We start from the raw sequence: 16,992 nt of genomic DNA, 5'->3' as shown, positions 1-16,992 counted from the left end.
GATAAGGCTGGCCGTGTGTTGGATACGGGGCGATTCCGTTATCACTACGATAGGTGTGGTCGCGTGGTCGAGAAAACCGAATACCAAGACGGCTTCCGCCCAAAAACCACTCGTTTTGTTTGGAATGGGGATGACAGGCTCACTCATATCGAACTGCCTGATGGTGGGCGGTACCGCTACCGTTATGACCCATTAGGCAGGCGAATCGCAAAAGAGTGTTTGAGCACCCAGCGAATCACTGAGTATTTGTGGGATGGGGCAAACATTGTCCAGCACAGCCAAAAGACCGCCGATGGCAGTGTTGTTCAGACAATCGAATACCTGTACGAGCCAGAAACCTTCCGCCCACTCGCACAGGTGACGCATAAGGCCAACCAAGCGTCTCAGCTACACTATATCGTGACAGACCATGCTGGAACGCCACAGGAGCTGTGCAGTGAAAATGGCGAGGTGGTTTGGCAAGGGGAGCAAGCCTTGTGGGGCCATTATCAACAGAAAAATACGCTTCCTAATCATGGTGTTAGAGAAAACGCCCACAATGATGAGCTCTACTGTGACCTGCGTTACCAAGGGCAAATAGAAGACCGCGAATCCGGCCTTTACTACAACGTTAATCGCTATTACGATGCAGACAGTGGCCAGTACCTGAGCCCAGACCCGATAGGGTTTTCGGGCGGGTTAAGGCCACAGGCGTACGTGTTTAACCCGCTGGATTGGGTTGATCCGTTGGGGTTGACACCATTGAATCAAGGCGGATTTTCTGTCTACGGGTTGTTTGAAGAAGGGGCAGAGCTCCCATATTATATAGGGATATCAAACAACCCATCAAAACGAGAGCTGCAGCATTTATCGTCTGGCCGTTTAACCACAGATGATAGGTTAGAGGTCCTAGAAAAAGAGTTAAATTACGCGCAAGCTAGAGGCTATGAACAAGCTTATATAGAAGAGTATGGCACTAAAACTGGGATTAGAGGCCAAAAGATATCAATTGCAAACCGTGGTAACAAGATTAACTCTTTCGATAAAGGTAGAGTTGATGACCGTGGAATAGCTTTTAATGATGAGTATGATAAAGCCAAAGCTGATATTAATAGTAGAAAGCCTAAGAAAGATTGTTTTTAGATGGATAATGGTAAAATGAAAAATATTTTAGAAAAGAATGTTTATGCAATTCCTTTGGGGATGTTGGATATTTCAGACGCTACCTCCTTAGCCAAACAAAAACCTCAGGATATGAGCTCAGATTTTGCATATTGTGCAGTAGTAAGAAATGAAACATCAGTTGGTTTAAAGATCGTTATATCGAGTGAAGTTAATGGGTGGAAGGACAGTGTCGAAGCCAGTATATTTGATAGCCTACTAATGGAACCTTTAGTGACATCAGGTCTAGCTATTCAGAAAAAAAGATGGAGAAAGGTAGATTGTAAAGGAGAGTTATGCCTTAGCGATTACAATGAAGAGATTCTTACTCCTGTTACAGTTTGGAGAGGTTCTCAAATTGAAAAAAAAATTATGAAGATTGTCGGTCTCAAAGTGATTGAAAATCATGCAAAATTAAGCTGATAGCAAGTGATTAGCTAATTTCATTCATAAATGAAGACAACACAAGAATAACAAGGACAGGCACTACTACAAAGGCCGCATGCTAATACAGCGCGAGGTCTTGGTTAGTCCTTGTTGCGATAGCCAAGTGGTTAGATCTGTGTAGTAGCCAGTGACGTTTGAACGGATTGAAGCTCTGACAATGAACAGCAGGAACTGCCAAGCGCTAACAAGTTGATTCTTTGTTTAGCTTAGGGCGTGATGATAAAGATGGGGGAAGGGAAGCTAGTTATCCAATCGAAGCAAATGAATGCGACGTTTGTTCAAATTGAGCTTCGCCTGTTTTGTACTAACAACTCATATCCGCTCCATCCGTTGGGGCACTTGTCCCTTCAATTCTTAAGCGTGTCGACCGCTATCAGTATGATGCCGCCTCTCGCTTAACCTACACCGAAAATGGTGATGCATGGGTATCTTTTGCTTACAGCCCATCTGGGCTGCTATTGGAAGAGAATATCAACGGCACCTCGTTCGTTCATGAATACGACGAACATGGCCGCCGTATTGGTTCATCAGGCAGCAAAACCGCGCGACAATATCAATGGACGAAGCACCAATTACAGCAACTGTCTGTAGGCGAGCATACGCCGCTGCAATTTGCGTATCACCCCAGTGGGCATGAGAAAACTCGCGCCACAGAGCAGGGTTTTAGCCTTCACCATCAATGGAGTGAAACAGGGTTACTGCTAGAGCAACAGCTTGGTAGAAATAGTGATAGATTACGCCAGTTTCAATACGATGCCCTAGACAGGCTGGTGGGCATTAACGATGCCAAACGCGGTAAATCCAGATTCAGCCTAAACGCCAATGGCCAAGTTCAAGCCGAACGCCTGCAAAAGGGTTGGGACAGTCAGTACCGCTTTGTCCACCTGTTTGGTTACGACAGTGAACTCAACCTTAACCAACAAGGTTTTGCCACTGAATATGGTGATAGCAATGTAGTATCGCTCGATGATGCACGAGTCACACGCCAATCTCGCCACTACGATAAGGCGGGTCGTGTATTAGATACGGGACGATTCCGTTATCACTACGATAGGTGTGGTCGCGTGGTCGAGAAAACCGAATACAAAGACGGCTTCCGACCCAAAACCACCCGTTTTGTTTGGAATGGGGATGACAGGCTCACACATATCGAACTGCCCGATGGTGGGCGGTACCGCTACCGTTATGACCCATTAGGCAGGCGAATCGCAAAAGAGTGTTTGAGCACCCAGCGAATTACTGAGTATTTGTGGGATGGGGCAAACATTGTCCAGCACAGCCAAAAGACCGCCGATGGCAGTGTTATTCAGACAATCGAATACCTGTACGAGCCAGAGAGCTTTCCGCCCACTCGTGCAAGGTGACGCATAAGCCCAACCAAGCGTCTCAACTGCACTATATCGTGACAGACCATGCAGGCACGCCACAGGAGCTGTGCAGCGAAAATGGCGAGGTGGTTTGGCAAGGTGAACAAGCCTTATGGGGCCATTATCAACAACGAAATACGCTTCCTAATCATGGTTTTAGAGAAAACGCCCAGAATGATGAGCTCTACTGTGACCTGCGTTACCAAGGGCAAATAGAAGACCGCGAATCCGGCCTTTACTACAACGTTAATCGCTATTACGATGCAGACAGTGGCCAGTACCTAAGCCCAGACCCAATAGGGTTTGCGGGAGGGCTAAGGCCACAAGCGTATGTGTTTAACCCGCTGGAGTGGGTTGATCCGTTGGGGTTGGCAGGTGAAAGTCATCTAAATGCAGGAGGTAGTACTTATAAGGAACGACTTGATCAAACGCCTACTAACGGCGAGTGGAGTGGGCCAAGAGGAGAAAGTACATTTACCTCAGCTCATCCAGCAGTAAAAGGTAAAAAAGTTAAATACAGCAATGGTTATGCCGACTTATCTCCACATACTAAGCATACTGTTGAAATTGACGATTTTGTTGCTAAGGTCAAATCAGCTAAAGACCCTAGAAAGAAATTACATAGAGAAGCGGATAAAATATTAGCTAAGAGATTAGGTGTATCTCCGAAGATCGTTGCTAAATTCAGACAAACTAATAGATTTACATGGCACGAAGTTGAAGATATGAAAACGCTACAACTTGTCCCAACTGATATAAATGGCAAGTTTGGGCACTTGGGCGGGATTTCTGAAGCTTTTAAGATTTAATGGGATTGATGATGAAAATAATTGATAGTGTGTTTGGTGAGTTAACTTTTGATGATTATGATTGGGTTAATAATATAGATATATCAATATTTGGTAAAACTACGAACATAGAATTAGTTGTCCAACCAAATGATGATGAGAATTCAATTTTTGATGAACAAAGAATGGCTTATGATGACTTTGTTAACAATAAGGATAAGTTAATTAAAGATATTGAGCTTGCTGTGGCTAAGTATTATAAAGAGGTTTTGTTGAATACAGGCAGAGCTCAAGTGGATGATAAGGAGATTCCTGATTTAGTTGAACCACTTAGTCTTATATTTCCTATGGTGCTAAACGCAGGAGAAACTAGAGTTGGATTATCATTTAATGCGGATTGTGACCCGGAACACGGAATTGGTGTTCTTTTGAAAAATGGAAATATAGAAGAAGTTTCAACAGAAGATATAGTTCTGTAAAGAAAGTTAACAAGGACAAGCACTACTATAAAGGCCAAATGCTAATACAGCGCGAGGCCTTAGTTGGCTCTTGTCGTTATAGACAAGAGGCTAAGTTTAGGCAGTAGCCAGTGACATTTGAACGAATTTACGCTCTGACAATGAACAGCCGGAGTTGCTAAGCCCCAACAAGTTGATTGGTTGTTGAGGGTAGGGTGTGCTGATAAAGATGGGTGACGGGAAGTTAGTTATCCAGTCGAAGTAAATGGATGCGACGTTTTTTCAAATTGAGCTTCGCCTGTTTTACACTAACAAGTCACATCCGCTCCATCCGTTGGGGCACCTGTCCCTTCAATTCTTACGCGTGTCGACCGCGATCAGTACGACGCCGCCTCTCGCTTAACCTACACCGAAAATGGTGATGCATGGGTATCCTTTGCTTACAGCCAATCAGGACTGCTATTGGAAGAGAACCTCAACGGCACCCCAATCGTTCATGAATACGACGAACATGGCCGCCGTATTGGTTCATCAGGCAGCAAAACCGCGCGACAATATCAATGGGCTAAGCACCAATTACAGCAACTGTCTGTAGGCGAGCATACCCCACTGCAATTTGTGTATCACCCCAGTGGGCATGAGAAAACTCGCACCACAGAGCAGGGGTTTAGCCTTCACCACCAATGGAGTGACACAGGATTACTGCTGCAACAACAGCTTGGTAGAAATGGTGATAGCTTACGCCAGTATCAGTACGATGCCCTAGACAGGCTCGTAGGCATTGACGATGCCAAACGCGGTAAATCGAGATTCAGCCTAAACGCTAATGGACAAGTTCAAGCCGTCCGCCAGCAAAAGACGTGGGAAAGCCAGCAACGCTTTGTACACCTGTTTGGTTACGACAGTGAGCTCAACCTGAACCAACAGGGCTTTGCCACTGAATATGGTGATAGTAATGTAGTCTCGCTCGATGATGCACGAGTCAAACGCCAATCTCGCCAATACGATAAGGCGGGTCGTGTATTAGATACGGGACGATTCCGTTATCACTACGATAAGTGTGGTCGCGTGGTCGAGAAAACCGAATACAAAGACGGTTTCCGACCCAAAAACACCCGTTTTGTTTGGAATGGGGATGACAGGCTCACACATATAGAACTGCCCAATGGTGGGCGGTACCGCTACCGTTATGACCCGTTAGGCAGGCGAGTCGCAAAAGAGTGTTTAAGCACCCAGCGAATCACTGAGTATTTGTGGGATGGGGCAAACATTGTCCAGCACAGCCAAAAGACCGCCGATGGCAGTGTTATTCAGGAAATCGAATACCTCTACGAGCCAGAGAGCTTTCGCCCACTCGCGCAGGTGACGCACAAGGCAGACCAAGCGTCTCAGCTACACTATATCGTAACAGACCATTCTGGCACGCCACAGGAGCTGTGCAGCGAAAATGGCGACGTAGTTTGGCAAGGTGAACAAGCCTTATGGGGCCATTATCAACAACGAAATGCGCTTCCTAATCATGGTTTTAGAGAAAACGCCCACAATGATGAGCTCTACTGTGACCTGCGTTACCAAGGGCAAATAGAAGACCGCGAATCCGGCCTTTACTACAACGTTAATCGCTATTACGATGCAGACAGTGGCCAGTACCTAAGCCCGGACCCCATAGGGATGGCGGGGGGATTGAGACCTCAGGCGTATGTACACAACCCGATGGAGTGGGTTGATCCGCTTGGTTTAGCGGGTGAAGCTCATGAAGGGAAGGGGAAAGATGTTACAAAGGGGCCAGCAAAGTTTGATGTAGGGGCTTATAAAGATATAAAAGGAACAGTTCCCGGAATGGATGCACACCACGCTGGGCAAAAAGCTGTAATGAAAAAGTTTGTTGAAGGTTATGACCAAGCAACAGGGCCGGCAATACTCGTACCTAAAGTGGGCCATACAATTAAAGGCCCTAATGGAATAGTATCAAGAAGCACAAAAGGGATTGATAGTGCAAGAAAATTGCTCGCAAGGGATGTGAAAGAGTTAAGGCGTGTATATCCTGATGTTCCAAATAGCCAGCTGCAAAAACTAGTGAAAATGAACAAAGACATGTATCCATCATCTTTTCAAAAGTGATAGTAATGAAAGCAGAATATTTTGTAGAAAAATTAAGACAGGCAATCATCGAAGAAAACGATGTTATTTATAGAGATTTATTTAACAATACAGATGAAGCTGAAGCTACTGATGAGTATTGGAAAAAAGCGTTGGCATTGTTTAGAAGTCTTGATAGTGACAACCGAGAAACACTATTCAAAATAATGAGGCAGGTATCAGTTGATACTTTGTCTAACGTCTTTGGTATTTTGGATGGAGTGTCTGCGATAGAAGATGTCGATGAAGAGTTCAAATTAACAACTGATGTTGACTCTGAAGTAATTAATGGTGACTTGCAAGATATCTTTTTAGAGATGGAAGAAGAATAAAACCAAAGCCCTTCGGGGCTTTTTCTTTGCCCACAAAAAAATGTTCCAAAGAGTGCAGCCTTTAGCAAGGTTGCACCCGCTACAGCTAAACAGTTGCAGAAGAAGTTCAAACATGCTGCTGATTTTGGAGTGGAAGGTAACTTTAGCAAAGTGAACGCTCAGAAATACAAAAACTAGCAGGGACAGGCACTGCTATAAAGGCCAAATGCTTATACAGCGCGAGGCTTTGGTTTGCCTTTGTTGCGATAGATAAGTGGTTAAATCTAGGCGGTAGCCAGTGACGTTTGAGCGGATTTACGTTCTGACAATGAACAGCAGGAATTGCCAAGTGCTAACAAGTTGCTTCTTTGTTTAGCTTAGGGCGTGATGATAAAGGTGGGGGATGGGAAACTAGCTATCCAATCGAAGTAAGTGGATGCGACGTTTGTTCAAGTTGAGCTTCGCTTGTTCTGCACTTTCTTGGCAGCCGACAGCTGTACTGCGGCGACGCTCTAACTGAGTGCATGCCTCCAGCCAGTTTCGCTGGCTGATATTCAGACTGATCTATACCATCAATACTGGACGCTACGTTAAGCGACTTTCCATACTTTTAGTTGTCTATAAATTGCTAATTTAGTGGAAGCTGTATCTCATTTATGTCCAAAAACAAGTTTGACACTTCGTTCATGAAGCGTGATTCAGGATAAACACAAGATTTTATTTACTACATCTAGCGGGTGAGCGTTGACATTCACCACTAAATGCCGCAGGATTACCACATTGCAGAGCCTCACCTATTCGGTGGGGCTTTTGTGTTTCTGACATTTATCATTCTGTACTGCGCCCTTATGGCGCTTTTTTTGTGCCTGTCATTTCTCATCTAGCTCAACAGTTCTGTGGGGCTTTTCATTTTAAATCAAGTAAGCAAAAGGACACTCCAGCAGGGGGTGGATATGCGTATGAATGAAAAAATCTCCAGCGCAATGTCGAACTGGTGGAACGTTTCTATTGCCTTTTTGGGTGGGGTATCTGCTGATGCGTGGATGGTGATCATTGCGTTTGGCGGTATGTTGCTGACCGCGTGGATAAACAACTACTGGCAAAAGAAACGTTTTCAAGCGGAGTTTGGCAATGAGCAAGGCAAATAATATCACTCGCTCTCTCATTGCGGCTGGTGCCGGTGCAATCGCCATTGCAGTGTCAATGATAAAGCCGCTTGAAGGAATAAAATATGTTCCGTATCGAGATGTTGTTGGTGTTCTTACGGTTTGTTACGGCACTACAGGGCCAGATGTTATCGAAGGGAAGGTTTACACAAAAGAAGAGTGTGAATACTTCTTACAGCGAGACTTAAAGAAGATCGAGCGCCAAATCCTTCCGATGATAAAACCAGCACTGCCAAAGCCCACTAAGGCAGCACTTTACTCTTTCACTTACAACGTTGGTGTGGGCGCGTTCTCTCGCTCAACGCTGCTTAAAAAACTGAACGCTGGTGATATAACAGGCGCTTGCAGTGAACTGAAGCGATGGGTGTATGCGGGCGGTCAGAAGTGGAAAGGATTGATCACTCGTAGACAGATTGAGGACGAGGTATGTCAATTTCAGCTTACTGGAAAATGATTGTCGCTGGCGTCATCACTATCGTAATCATCGCACTTTTTAGTTTGTATTCAGTAGAGAAAGCAAACCGCAAGGTAGTGCAAACGAAGCTTGATAAGGCAACGGAAGAGCGTGATTCACTGGTTGATCTAAACAATAGGCAAATCGCCAAAATCCAATCCTTCAATGAACTCAGCATTAAACATGCGGAGGAAGCCGCTAATGCAAAGAAAGAAATTGACTCTCTTCGTGCTGACGTTCGCAACGGCGCTAAGCGGGTGTTCATCAAAGCCAATTGCCCTGAGCCAGTGCCCAAAGTCGATAGCGCCAGAAGCGTGGGCGATGCAGGAGCCGCCGAAGTTGAACGAGCAGTTGCAGAAGATATTCTCGATCTCCGAGAAATGAACTCAAAAGCCATCAGGCAGATCCATTATTTACAAGGCTACATTCGCACTCAATGCTCGCCAGCCAGTCATTCTGATTAAAGAGGCCCGCTTGCTGCCTTAAAGCAAGTAAACCTACCACCGCCAAGAGCAAAAGCGTGCATTCTTTTTTGGTGTCGTCGAGCACCTAAGGCTTAGGCCATTATCCACAGTGCTTACGGCGGTGACCCTTTTATAAGTGAGTTAATCATGTTGAAACCTATATTACCTAGGGTTTTGCCTTCAATATTGAATCGAATGAATCAGCATACTTTGGTGCAAGTGTTTGCGCTTTCATTTGATGGTTTAGCTCAGTATGTTCAATTTAGTCAGCCAGTTGTCATTCCAGAAAATACCGACTTTGAAATAGAGGTTTGCGTATCAGGCGTTAGGACTGATGCTTTTCAGTCTATTTTTTCAGGCCCAACGATCAACGATTTTTTTAGAGCGTTAACTAATGGTGATGGCATACAAGTTTACGCAGGTGGTTATGTTGTGAGTTGGACAGGGGCTAATTTAAACGTTTCTGAAACTCATGTTTATGGATTGCGAAGAGTTGGTGTCACGATATCAATTATTATTGATGGCGTAGTGGTTTCAACTCGTACCGGATCCAGTTCGCAGGTCGTGATTGATCGGTTAATGCGTTCTTGGGGGACGTCTTCTTATTCACTTGGCGTTCCTCGGTTGTTTAAAACTTGGGTTAATGGTGACAGAAACAGCGGGCAATTAGTTTTAGATTTGCCACTGACTAAGCGCGATATGGGTGCTATTCAGTACGCCAATTCTCCTAGTAATTTTACCGCTGAAATCATTAATTATACCGACGCTATGTGGACGGAAATCTAATGTATCAAGTTTATGCTTTTCTTACTTTGGCGGGCTGGCAGCAGCTTGCTGCGGAACAATGGCCGCATGCCGTTGATGTAGGCAGTAATTATAAGTTGATTGTTTTTACCAATGAACAAGAGCCTAAACTTGAGGCTTTGGCTGTAAGTCATGGTTTTAAGGTGAAACGCCTAACGGCTGTTCGAACTATTAATGCAATGGCTGCGAGTGCTGTTGGTCCGTTTGTTTGCCGCTACGATATTGCACAAAAAGTCGTACAGCATTTTTCTCCAATCGAAGTTGAATAGGTGGGGCTTATGCCGCTGCATACTAATGAAATGCCGTTTGATCATCTTGGTGGTTATTTGCAAGTCGAAGTCGTTGGTTCTGGTACAGCTCAGCTTCAAGTTAATTCTGGCCAGAGCTGGGTAAGTTGCGGAGAACCTTTATCAGAAGGTGTTTACTGTGACTTATTCAAGCCTGCGATATATCGCTTCTCTCTTACGGATGCTACGGCATTTACTCGATAGTTCCCCCGCGTTGGCTTCTCGCTGTCTTAATTCGTTAGCTATGACCACGAAGCGGTTTGCCGCTTACTCCTTACGTGTGAGCGCGAGTTAAGAATCAAAAAGAAGCAAGTCAAAGGTGAGACTCCTTACATTACTGGCAACGTCAACCATAGGCAACAAGGGCGTGACCACTCGGAGAGTCGGGAAAACTTTTATAACTTTGAGGAAGAAATGAACAATGAAAAACGCTTATGGAACTTGTCAGAGTTAGAAGTCTTTGGGTATCACCGTTCAACCATTCGTAAAAAGCTGAAAAACGCAGGGATAGAACCGACTGCGCATAAAGGTTCGACCCCACTTTATGATGTGGTTCAGGTTGTGCCTTACCTCTGCCAAGCCCCTATCAAACAAAGTGATGCGCCGGATTTAATGGGTTTTAAAACGGCTGCAGAGTTGCGTGCTTATATTCAAGCCCAAACTGAAAAATTAAAGCTCATGCAAGAAGCTCAGGAAAGCATTGCTAGAGCAGAATACGAACATGAAATTGGTGCGTTGATCGCTTCAATAAAGGGCTTTAAAGATAAGGTTATTACGCGGATTGAAACCGCTATTCCTAGCGTGAGTTCATATCAGTTGGAAGACCTTGAGCGCTTGCTTAATTATGATTTAAGGGCCGTTTCTGATGAGCTTGAAAACCTTTGATCCTCGCTTAAATCTTGAGTTTGCCGATGCTGCGCAAATTCGTCGGGATTTAGCTTATCTTTGTCGGCCTACCTCTAAAACCCCAGTCGAAGCGGCAGACGACGGTTTGTGGATTTCAGATGGAACCGATGCCGTTAAGTTTTTGTCGAGCCAAGTGCCGTACATGCGCGAGCCAATGAACTGTTTGGCTCGCCGAATTTATGAAGCCTTGCAGTTAATGGGGCCAGCACGAAGCGGAAAAACCAAGGCGTTGGTGGAGGGCTGGGTGAACTATGCGGTTACTCAATCTCCCGGCGATATGTTGCTGATCTACTCGACTAAAAAGAAAGCGGAAAGTATTTCTAAAAAAGATTTATCTCGTTGCTTTTCGGCCACTACGGAAATCAAGAAGCTAAGAACTGGGCGAAAGTCAGATGATACGCTGACGTTTAAACATTTTTTAAATGGCATGAACCGGAACTTAGATTCGGCTACCGAATCAAGCTTATCTGCAGAAACGTTTCGTTATGCGGGTATCTCTGATTATGACCGTGCTGACGATGGTGTCGGGGAAGAGGGTAGCAAATTTCGTTTGTTACTAAAGCGCATCCAAAATGCCAAAAGCTCTGGCATGGCCATGGCAGAAAGCTCACCCGGTCGAGTGGTTCGGCACCCCGTTCCAGAAGAACAGCTCGGAGCGCATGAGGCTCAGCCTTGCGGCGGGATAGCTCAGTTATATAACCAAGGTGATCGGCGTCGGTTTTATTGGGTTTGTCCTGATTGTAAGGCGTGGTTTCAACCTCTCTTTGAAACGCTAAAGTGGAATGAATCGCTGGTCGATCATCAAGAGCAAGCCAAGAGCACGGTATGCCGCTGTCCTCGTTGTTGTTGTGATATTAGCGAGCAACAAAAACATGAATTGAATTTACACGGGCGCTGGTTTCGTGAAGGAGAGATCGATCAGTACGGCGAACAAGTTTTTGATGAGTCAGCAATACGTCAATCTAAATGGGCGTCATTTTGGTTTGAAGGCGTTGTGGCCTCTTATCAAAGTTGGGAAAACTTAGTTTATAACTACTTAACGGCGCAAAAGCTGTATGACGAAAGCGGTGATGAAGATTCATTAAAATCGTTTTATAACGTCGATGTTGGTCGTACTTATATTCTGCAATCTCGCGCTTTAGAAGTGGGAGCGCACGAACTGATGCAGCGAGCATTAGATCATCCGCGCAGCGTTGTTCCTCATGATGGCCGTTTTATTGTGATGTCGATAGACGTTCAAGGCGGTAAATCTAACCCACGCTTTATTGTACAAGCGCACGTTTATGGCCTTGGTCTACAGCGTTGGGTGATTGATCGCTTTGAAATACTCACCACTAAACACCGCAATGGTGATCGCATTAATCCAGCCGTTTACCCAGAAGACTGGGATTTGCTGGTTGATGAAGTGATGAAGAAAACCTACTCGCTTGCCGATGGTTCTGGCCGTGTGATGAAGCCTGTTTTAACGCTGTGTGATTCTGGCGGCTCAGCAGGTGAAAAGGACGGCAAACAAACGTCAGTGACTGACTTTGCTTACCAGTTTTATAACCGGCTTAAATCACAAGGCTTGGCGCATTTGTTCCGCTTGGTTAAGGGTGCAAGCCGAGATATTGATCACCTAGTTAAAGAAAGCCATCCAGACAAGCGCAGTAAAATCGCACATGGTGAAATTAAGCTGCTTTTACTGCATACCAATCGCCTTAAAAACCGTGTTACGGCCAGTTATTCGCGCCTTGAATTTGGTTCACGCTATTTTCATTTGCCCGGTTGGGCTGAACGGAATTGGTTTGAAGAACTGACAGCAGAATACATTGATGAAAAAGGCAATTGGGTTTGCCCGCCAAACACCCGAAACGAAAGCTTAGATTTATGCGCTTACGCGGAAGCGGGTATGCATTATTTAGGTGGCGACGACATTGATTGGAACAGCCCGCCCGCATGGGCCGCACCTTGGCAAATTAACCCGAACGTGGTGGATGCCAACGTGAAACCAGAATTTGAACGCAAGCAGCGCCGATACAACCATTCAAGAGGTATTTACGGATGACCGCATTACCCACTAACCGTGAACGCCTTGCATGGTACGTTGCGGCAGAGCAAAAAATTCTGAGGCAGCAAGAAGTGACAACCGCAGAAGGTGAAAAACTGACGCTTGCCAGTTTGGCAACGGTACGCGCAGAGATAGAGCGTTTGACTCGGTTGATCGCTCAAGAAGCATTAGGCGGCAGGCGCAGTATGATTAGGAGGAATTACCTTGAGTAATCCGTTAAACCTATTCGATAAGATGGTGGCGGTATTTAGCCCAGAAAAAGGCTTAAAGCGGTTATATGACCGTTCGCTACTGAACAAATACACCGCTGCGTTACCTACCGACCCCAAAACAAAGCAAAAGCGTAAATTTTCAAAATCATCAGCGAACGAACTCAATAAAGGCGCGAAAGCGATTTATGAAAGGGCGCGAGATGGTGATGAAAATAACCCATTTGTAACGGCCATTCTTGATGAGCTGTGCGCGAACGTTGTTGGGCCCAACGGTATTATGGTTGAGCCGCAACCGCTTGATCACAAAGGTGAGGTTCACATTGAGTTTGCTCAAGCCATTTCAAAGTGGTGGGAGCTGCATTCGCTTGCGCAAAATATTGATAACGAAACGTCCCGCAGTGAAACCGAGTGGCTAGCGTGTCGAACTTGGCTGCGCGACGGGGAAGTGTTTGGCCGGATGTACATGGGCCATCACCCAGAAATTAGTTACCCGTCTACTACGCCCTTTGCTATTCAGCCATTTGAGCCGCAATTCGTGCCACGCCATATTACTGAGCTGGAAGGTGGTTTGATTGAAGGGATTAAGCGTAACAAGCTCGGACAAGCAATCAGCTATTTGATGCAAAAGGATTCAAACGGTTTCGCGTTTGCCGAAGTCGATGCCATGTTTATTTGTCATTTGAAGTTTACGCGGCGCTTACATCAAAACCGTGGCATATCGATACTGCACTCGGTGCTTGATCTCATCTCTCGTTTAGAAAGTTACGATAACTCTGAAATGGTGAGCGCTGAGATCGCCTCACGCTTTGCTTACTACATTAAGCGTGACCCTACGCTTGGTGCTGATAATGGCGATGCTTTTTCGCGAGGTGGCGACATCTTCCTTGGCATGGGGAACTCGTTTGAGTTAGCGCCCGGTGAAGATGCAGGGATTGTGGAATCTAACCGCAAAGAATCGATGAGCGCGCCGTTTCGAGGCGGTCAGCAAAAATTAGTCAGTAGCGCGGTTGGAGTAAACAACTCTTCGGTCACACGAAACTACGATGGTGCGTATTCATCGAACCGCCAAGAACTGGTTGATTCCTACGCCCGCTACCGAGTGCTGCAACGTAAGTTCGTACTGAATTGGACACGCCCGCAGTACCGTTATGCGCTTTCAATGGCGATCCTCAAGGGTGAGTTGAAAATCCCGACAAGCGTTGATGCTTCCAGCGTTTACAACGCGATTTATCAAGCCCCCGTTATGCCGTGGATTGACCCGAAAAAAGAGATGGACGGAATTGAAAAAGGTTCGCGCCTTGGTTTGTTCTCTCTTAGCCAAGCCCAGCGTGAACGCAACATTAACCCACTGGCAACCCGCAAAGAAATTCAAGCCGAACGCAAGCAGCTTAATGAGATGGGCATAATTAGCACCGCTGATCCTGCTCATAACATTGCGCCTGTCGATCAAATCAAAACCAACGAAAAAGGCGAGGGAGTTCTCGATGCCTAAACCAACTGATAAACGCTGGTACACGTTAACGAACGAAGCCGACGACAAGCCAGCGCAACTTTACATTCACGGCATTATTGGCAGCTATGACATTGCTGCTATTGATCTTGTTGCTGCTTTGCAGGCGATTGGAACCAAAGATATTAAGGTTCACATTCACACTCGCGGCGGCGGTGTTTATGAAGGAGTTGCAATACACAATGCGCTGAAAGCCCACAAAGGCAAAACGACTGGCGTGGTTGATGGGCTTGTTGCTTCCATTGGCACTTATGTACTGAGTGCGTGTGATGTTCGCCAAATGCCGTCAAACACATCGATGATGATTCATAACCCGCAAATTGGCGCGTGGGGTGAAGAAGAAGACTTAGAAGCGGCGTTACAGCAATGGAAGAATTGTCGTGAACTAATTGCTCAAGAATACGTTGATCGTTCTGACGGCAAGAAGACGTTGGAAGACTTCCTTGAAGCGATGAAAAAAGAGACGTGGTTCACCGCTGAAAAAGCCCTTGAGTGGGGCTTGGTTGATGAAGTGATTGACCCGGTTGATTTAACTAACTGCTTTACCGAAGACGATGCTAAAGACATCGCAAAGTTTAAAAATGCGCCTGAATCTTTACTTAATTGTTTAACCGCTTCTAACCCGGCGAATGAACAAGAAGATAAGAGCGAGCCAGATCCAAGCACCCCTACCAACCTTTTAGATAACCATTCAACCCCAGACAACGAACAGGTAAGCGACATGCCGAAACCATTAACACCAGAAGAACTGCAAAATGCAGTGAAGGCCGAGAACAAGCGCCAATTTGATATTCGCGCGTTATGTACTCTGCACAAAGTAAGCGATGAGCTGACCAACCAAATGTTGGGTGACCTTGAGTGTTCGCTTGATAAAGCGTCAGCAAAAATTTTAGAAAACCTTGGCGACCAAAGCGCCACAGGCCAACGTAAACCAGATGCGAATTTAACGGCTTCACACCTTCGCATCGGCAATGGCGATCACGTAAAAGAAGAACTTCAAAACGCACTGAATGCCCGCGCGGGTGTGGCTGAGTTAGACAAGAAAAACTCGTTTGGTCATGAATCATTACTGAACATGGCGCGTGCTAGCTTGGGCATCAATGCGGGTACGGGTTTAACCAAAAACGAACTGGTTAACCGCGCGTTTAACAGTGGCGATTTTGGCGACATCATTACCGAAAGTATTCGCACGGTAATGCGTGATGAAACCAAAGTTCGTGCGCCATTATGGCGTGAGCTGGCAAACGTGGAAAACCTCAGTGATTTTCGTGAAACCGAGTTGGTCATGGTGAATGATGCACCGGACTTGATGGCCATTGGTGAAGATGGTGAGTATAAGTCTGCAATCCTCAGTGGCAGCGGTGAGCGTATTCAATTGGCGACCTTTGGCCGAGCGATTCAATTTACCCGCCAAGCGATCATCAATGATGAAATTGGCTTGATTGCTAAGGTGCCACGCAAGTTCATGCAAGCGGGTTACCGTCTATCAGATAAGTTGATGTTTAACTCCATTTTGAGCGGGAAAATGGGCGACGGTAAATCCGTATTCCAAGCTGCGTCAAGCGCCGAAAAGTGGGGAAACCTTGTCGCTAACATTCCTGCCAATGATTACGCGGCGCTTATCATGGCACTGCATAAAGTATTCGCCACTGCAACCAGTGTACCGTTTGGCGGTGAGAAAGACGGCGGCGGCGATGCGCTAGATTTGCGCGGTGAGTTCTTGATTGCTCACCCTGATCACGCATCCATGCTTGAAGCGGTATTGAATACCGCCAGCAAGCCAGACAGCTTTAACCCTGCTTATAAGAAGTTCAATAAAGTGATTGAAACGGCGCGCTTAACTGACGTGAATGGTGCGATCGCTCTGACATCGAAAGACTTTGATTCGGTGGTGATGGGCTTCCTTGATGGCCAGCAAGACCCTTGGTTAGAAACGGGTGACGGCTGGACAAGCGATGGTGCGAAATTCCGCATTACTTACGATATTTCATCGAAAGTCGTGGATCGTCGTGGTATTGCGAAAGCAACCTTTGAGTAAATAAAAAGCAATCAAACCAAGGGTGAGCGTGTCTCGCCCTTTTGTTTATCTAGATAAAAATGGTGAAAACGATGCGTTATAGCGACGGTAAAAAAATTGCGGTGCTTGCCCCTGCAGGCGGGTTATTAAAAGACATCCCCCACTTGGTAGGTAGTTTAGTAGTCGTGCCAACTCAAACCGCGAAAGAAGGTGCGATGGTGACGTGTCACATTGATGGTCACTTTGATGGCCCGATTAAAGTGGGTGACACACCAAGCTTTGATTGTGATGCGGCTTACTTTGAAGCGGGCGAGTTTACTAAAACGAAACCTACAGCAGAGGGTGCGGTTTCGCAACCTGTTGGTGTCTTTGTGGATGGTGGTGTGCTGCTGACTGGCAGTGTGATCACTGAAATCGTCTCTGCTGCTTAAGTATGAGTAGCTTATTTGAATCTGCTCGGGGGTTACTCCGG

Annotated in this window: 20 protein-coding genes; all 20 read left to right on the top strand. The window is 45.9% G+C overall.

All coding sequences use genetic code 11. The annotated features are described in order from the left end of the window. Positions 1 to 1,122, top strand: a 1,122-nt coding sequence (locus tag AACT42_RS01060) for an RHS repeat domain-containing protein (protein ID WP_254918701.1), incomplete at its 5' end; no start/stop codon positions are given. Then, positions 1,123 to 1,563: a hypothetical protein gene (locus AACT42_RS01055; protein WP_094183080.1), complete on the top strand. Its 441-nt coding sequence runs from the start codon at positions 1,123 to 1,125 to the stop codon at positions 1,561 to 1,563. A gap of 482 nt (positions 1,564 to 2,045) precedes the next feature. Then, entirely contained in the window at positions 2,046 to 2,951 is a 906-nt protein-coding gene (locus AACT42_RS01050; protein ID WP_254918700.1) for an RHS repeat domain-containing protein, read from the top strand. Continuing rightward, positions 2,948 to 3,763 (top strand): RHS repeat-associated core domain-containing protein, encoded by an 816-nt coding sequence (locus tag AACT42_RS01045; protein ID WP_254918699.1) that lies wholly within the window; start codon positions 2,948 to 2,950, stop codon positions 3,761 to 3,763. The genes AACT42_RS01050 and AACT42_RS01045 overlap by 4 nt, the downstream gene beginning before the upstream one ends. Positions 3,764 to 3,771: 8 nt before the next feature. After that, the gene (locus AACT42_RS01040; protein ID WP_141194998.1) at positions 3,772 to 4,221 is read left to right on the top strand and encodes a DUF6985 domain-containing protein; all 450 of its coding nucleotides are present in this window, start codon (positions 3,772 to 3,774) and stop codon (positions 4,219 to 4,221) included. A 441-nt stretch (positions 4,222 to 4,662) separates the two neighbouring features. Next, on the top strand, positions 4,663 to 6,321 hold the full coding sequence (locus tag AACT42_RS01035; protein WP_237666827.1) for an RHS repeat domain-containing protein: 1,659 nt from the start codon (positions 4,663 to 4,665) through the stop codon (positions 6,319 to 6,321). A 5-nt stretch (positions 6,322 to 6,326) separates the two neighbouring features. Next, positions 6,327 to 6,671: a transposase gene (locus AACT42_RS01030; RefSeq protein WP_094133814.1), complete on the top strand. Its 345-nt coding sequence runs from the start codon at positions 6,327 to 6,329 to the stop codon at positions 6,669 to 6,671. A 93-nt stretch (positions 6,672 to 6,764) separates the two neighbouring features. Then, a complete protein-coding gene (locus AACT42_RS24785) occupies positions 6,765 to 6,848 on the top strand; it encodes a colicin D domain-containing protein (protein ID WP_094133813.1) in 84 nt (27 codons plus the stop codon). A gap of 761 nt (positions 6,849 to 7,609) precedes the next feature. Beyond that, positions 7,610 to 7,798, top strand: coding sequence for a hypothetical protein (locus AACT42_RS01025; protein ID WP_232473143.1), 189 nt, complete (start codon positions 7,610 to 7,612; stop codon positions 7,796 to 7,798). Next, positions 7,782 to 8,270, top strand: coding sequence for a lysozyme (locus AACT42_RS01020; protein ID WP_094133812.1), 489 nt, complete (start codon positions 7,782 to 7,784; stop codon positions 8,268 to 8,270). The genes AACT42_RS01025 and AACT42_RS01020 overlap by 17 nt, the downstream gene beginning before the upstream one ends. Continuing rightward, entirely contained in the window at positions 8,243 to 8,734 is a 492-nt protein-coding gene (locus AACT42_RS01015) for a lysis protein (RefSeq protein WP_094133811.1), read from the top strand. Before AACT42_RS01020 ends, AACT42_RS01015 begins: the two co-directional genes overlap by 28 nt. A gap of 195 nt (positions 8,735 to 8,929) precedes the next feature. Beyond that, the gene (locus tag AACT42_RS01010) at positions 8,930 to 9,520 is read left to right on the top strand and encodes a hypothetical protein (protein ID WP_094133810.1); all 591 of its coding nucleotides are present in this window, start codon (positions 8,930 to 8,932) and stop codon (positions 9,518 to 9,520) included. Beyond that, positions 9,520 to 9,807, top strand: coding sequence for a hypothetical protein (locus AACT42_RS01005; RefSeq protein ID WP_094133809.1), 288 nt, complete (start codon positions 9,520 to 9,522; stop codon positions 9,805 to 9,807). Before AACT42_RS01010 ends, AACT42_RS01005 begins: the two co-directional genes overlap by 1 nt. A 9-nt stretch (positions 9,808 to 9,816) precedes the next feature. Further along, entirely contained in the window at positions 9,817 to 10,029 is a 213-nt protein-coding gene (locus AACT42_RS01000; RefSeq protein ID WP_094133808.1) for a hypothetical protein, read from the top strand. Positions 10,030 to 10,239: 210 nt separating this feature from the next. Then, positions 10,240 to 10,710 (top strand): DUF1441 family protein, encoded by a 471-nt coding sequence (locus tag AACT42_RS00995; RefSeq protein WP_017042799.1) that lies wholly within the window; start codon positions 10,240 to 10,242, stop codon positions 10,708 to 10,710. Then, positions 10,691 to 12,778, top strand: a complete 2,088-nt coding sequence (locus tag AACT42_RS00990) for a terminase gpA endonuclease subunit (RefSeq protein ID WP_094133807.1) — start codon at positions 10,691 to 10,693, stop codon at positions 12,776 to 12,778. Before AACT42_RS00995 ends, AACT42_RS00990 begins: the two co-directional genes overlap by 20 nt. Continuing rightward, complete coding sequence (locus AACT42_RS00985; protein ID WP_017042801.1) at positions 12,775 to 12,993, top strand: hypothetical protein; 219 nt, start codon at positions 12,775 to 12,777, stop codon at positions 12,991 to 12,993. The genes AACT42_RS00990 and AACT42_RS00985 overlap by 4 nt, the downstream gene beginning before the upstream one ends. Continuing rightward, on the top strand, positions 12,986 to 14,485 hold the full coding sequence (locus tag AACT42_RS00980; RefSeq protein ID WP_094133806.1) for a phage portal protein: 1,500 nt from the start codon (positions 12,986 to 12,988) through the stop codon (positions 14,483 to 14,485). The genes AACT42_RS00985 and AACT42_RS00980 overlap by 8 nt, the downstream gene beginning before the upstream one ends. Then, a complete protein-coding gene (locus tag AACT42_RS00975) occupies positions 14,478 to 16,541 on the top strand; it encodes a ClpP-like prohead protease/major capsid protein fusion protein (protein ID WP_094133805.1) in 2,064 nt (687 codons plus the stop codon). Before AACT42_RS00980 ends, AACT42_RS00975 begins: the two co-directional genes overlap by 8 nt. Before the next feature lie 71 nt (positions 16,542 to 16,612). Further along, positions 16,613 to 16,951, top strand: coding sequence for a hypothetical protein (locus AACT42_RS00970; RefSeq protein WP_094133804.1), 339 nt, complete (start codon positions 16,613 to 16,615; stop codon positions 16,949 to 16,951). Positions 16,952 to 16,992: the final 41 nt, after the last annotated feature.

The organism is Vibrio sp. V15_P4S5T153 (assembly GCF_963874485.1).
Lineage (GTDB): Bacteria > Pseudomonadota > Gammaproteobacteria > Enterobacterales > Vibrionaceae > Vibrio > Vibrio anguillarum.
This window is presented reverse-complemented; position numbering and strand designations above follow the sequence as displayed.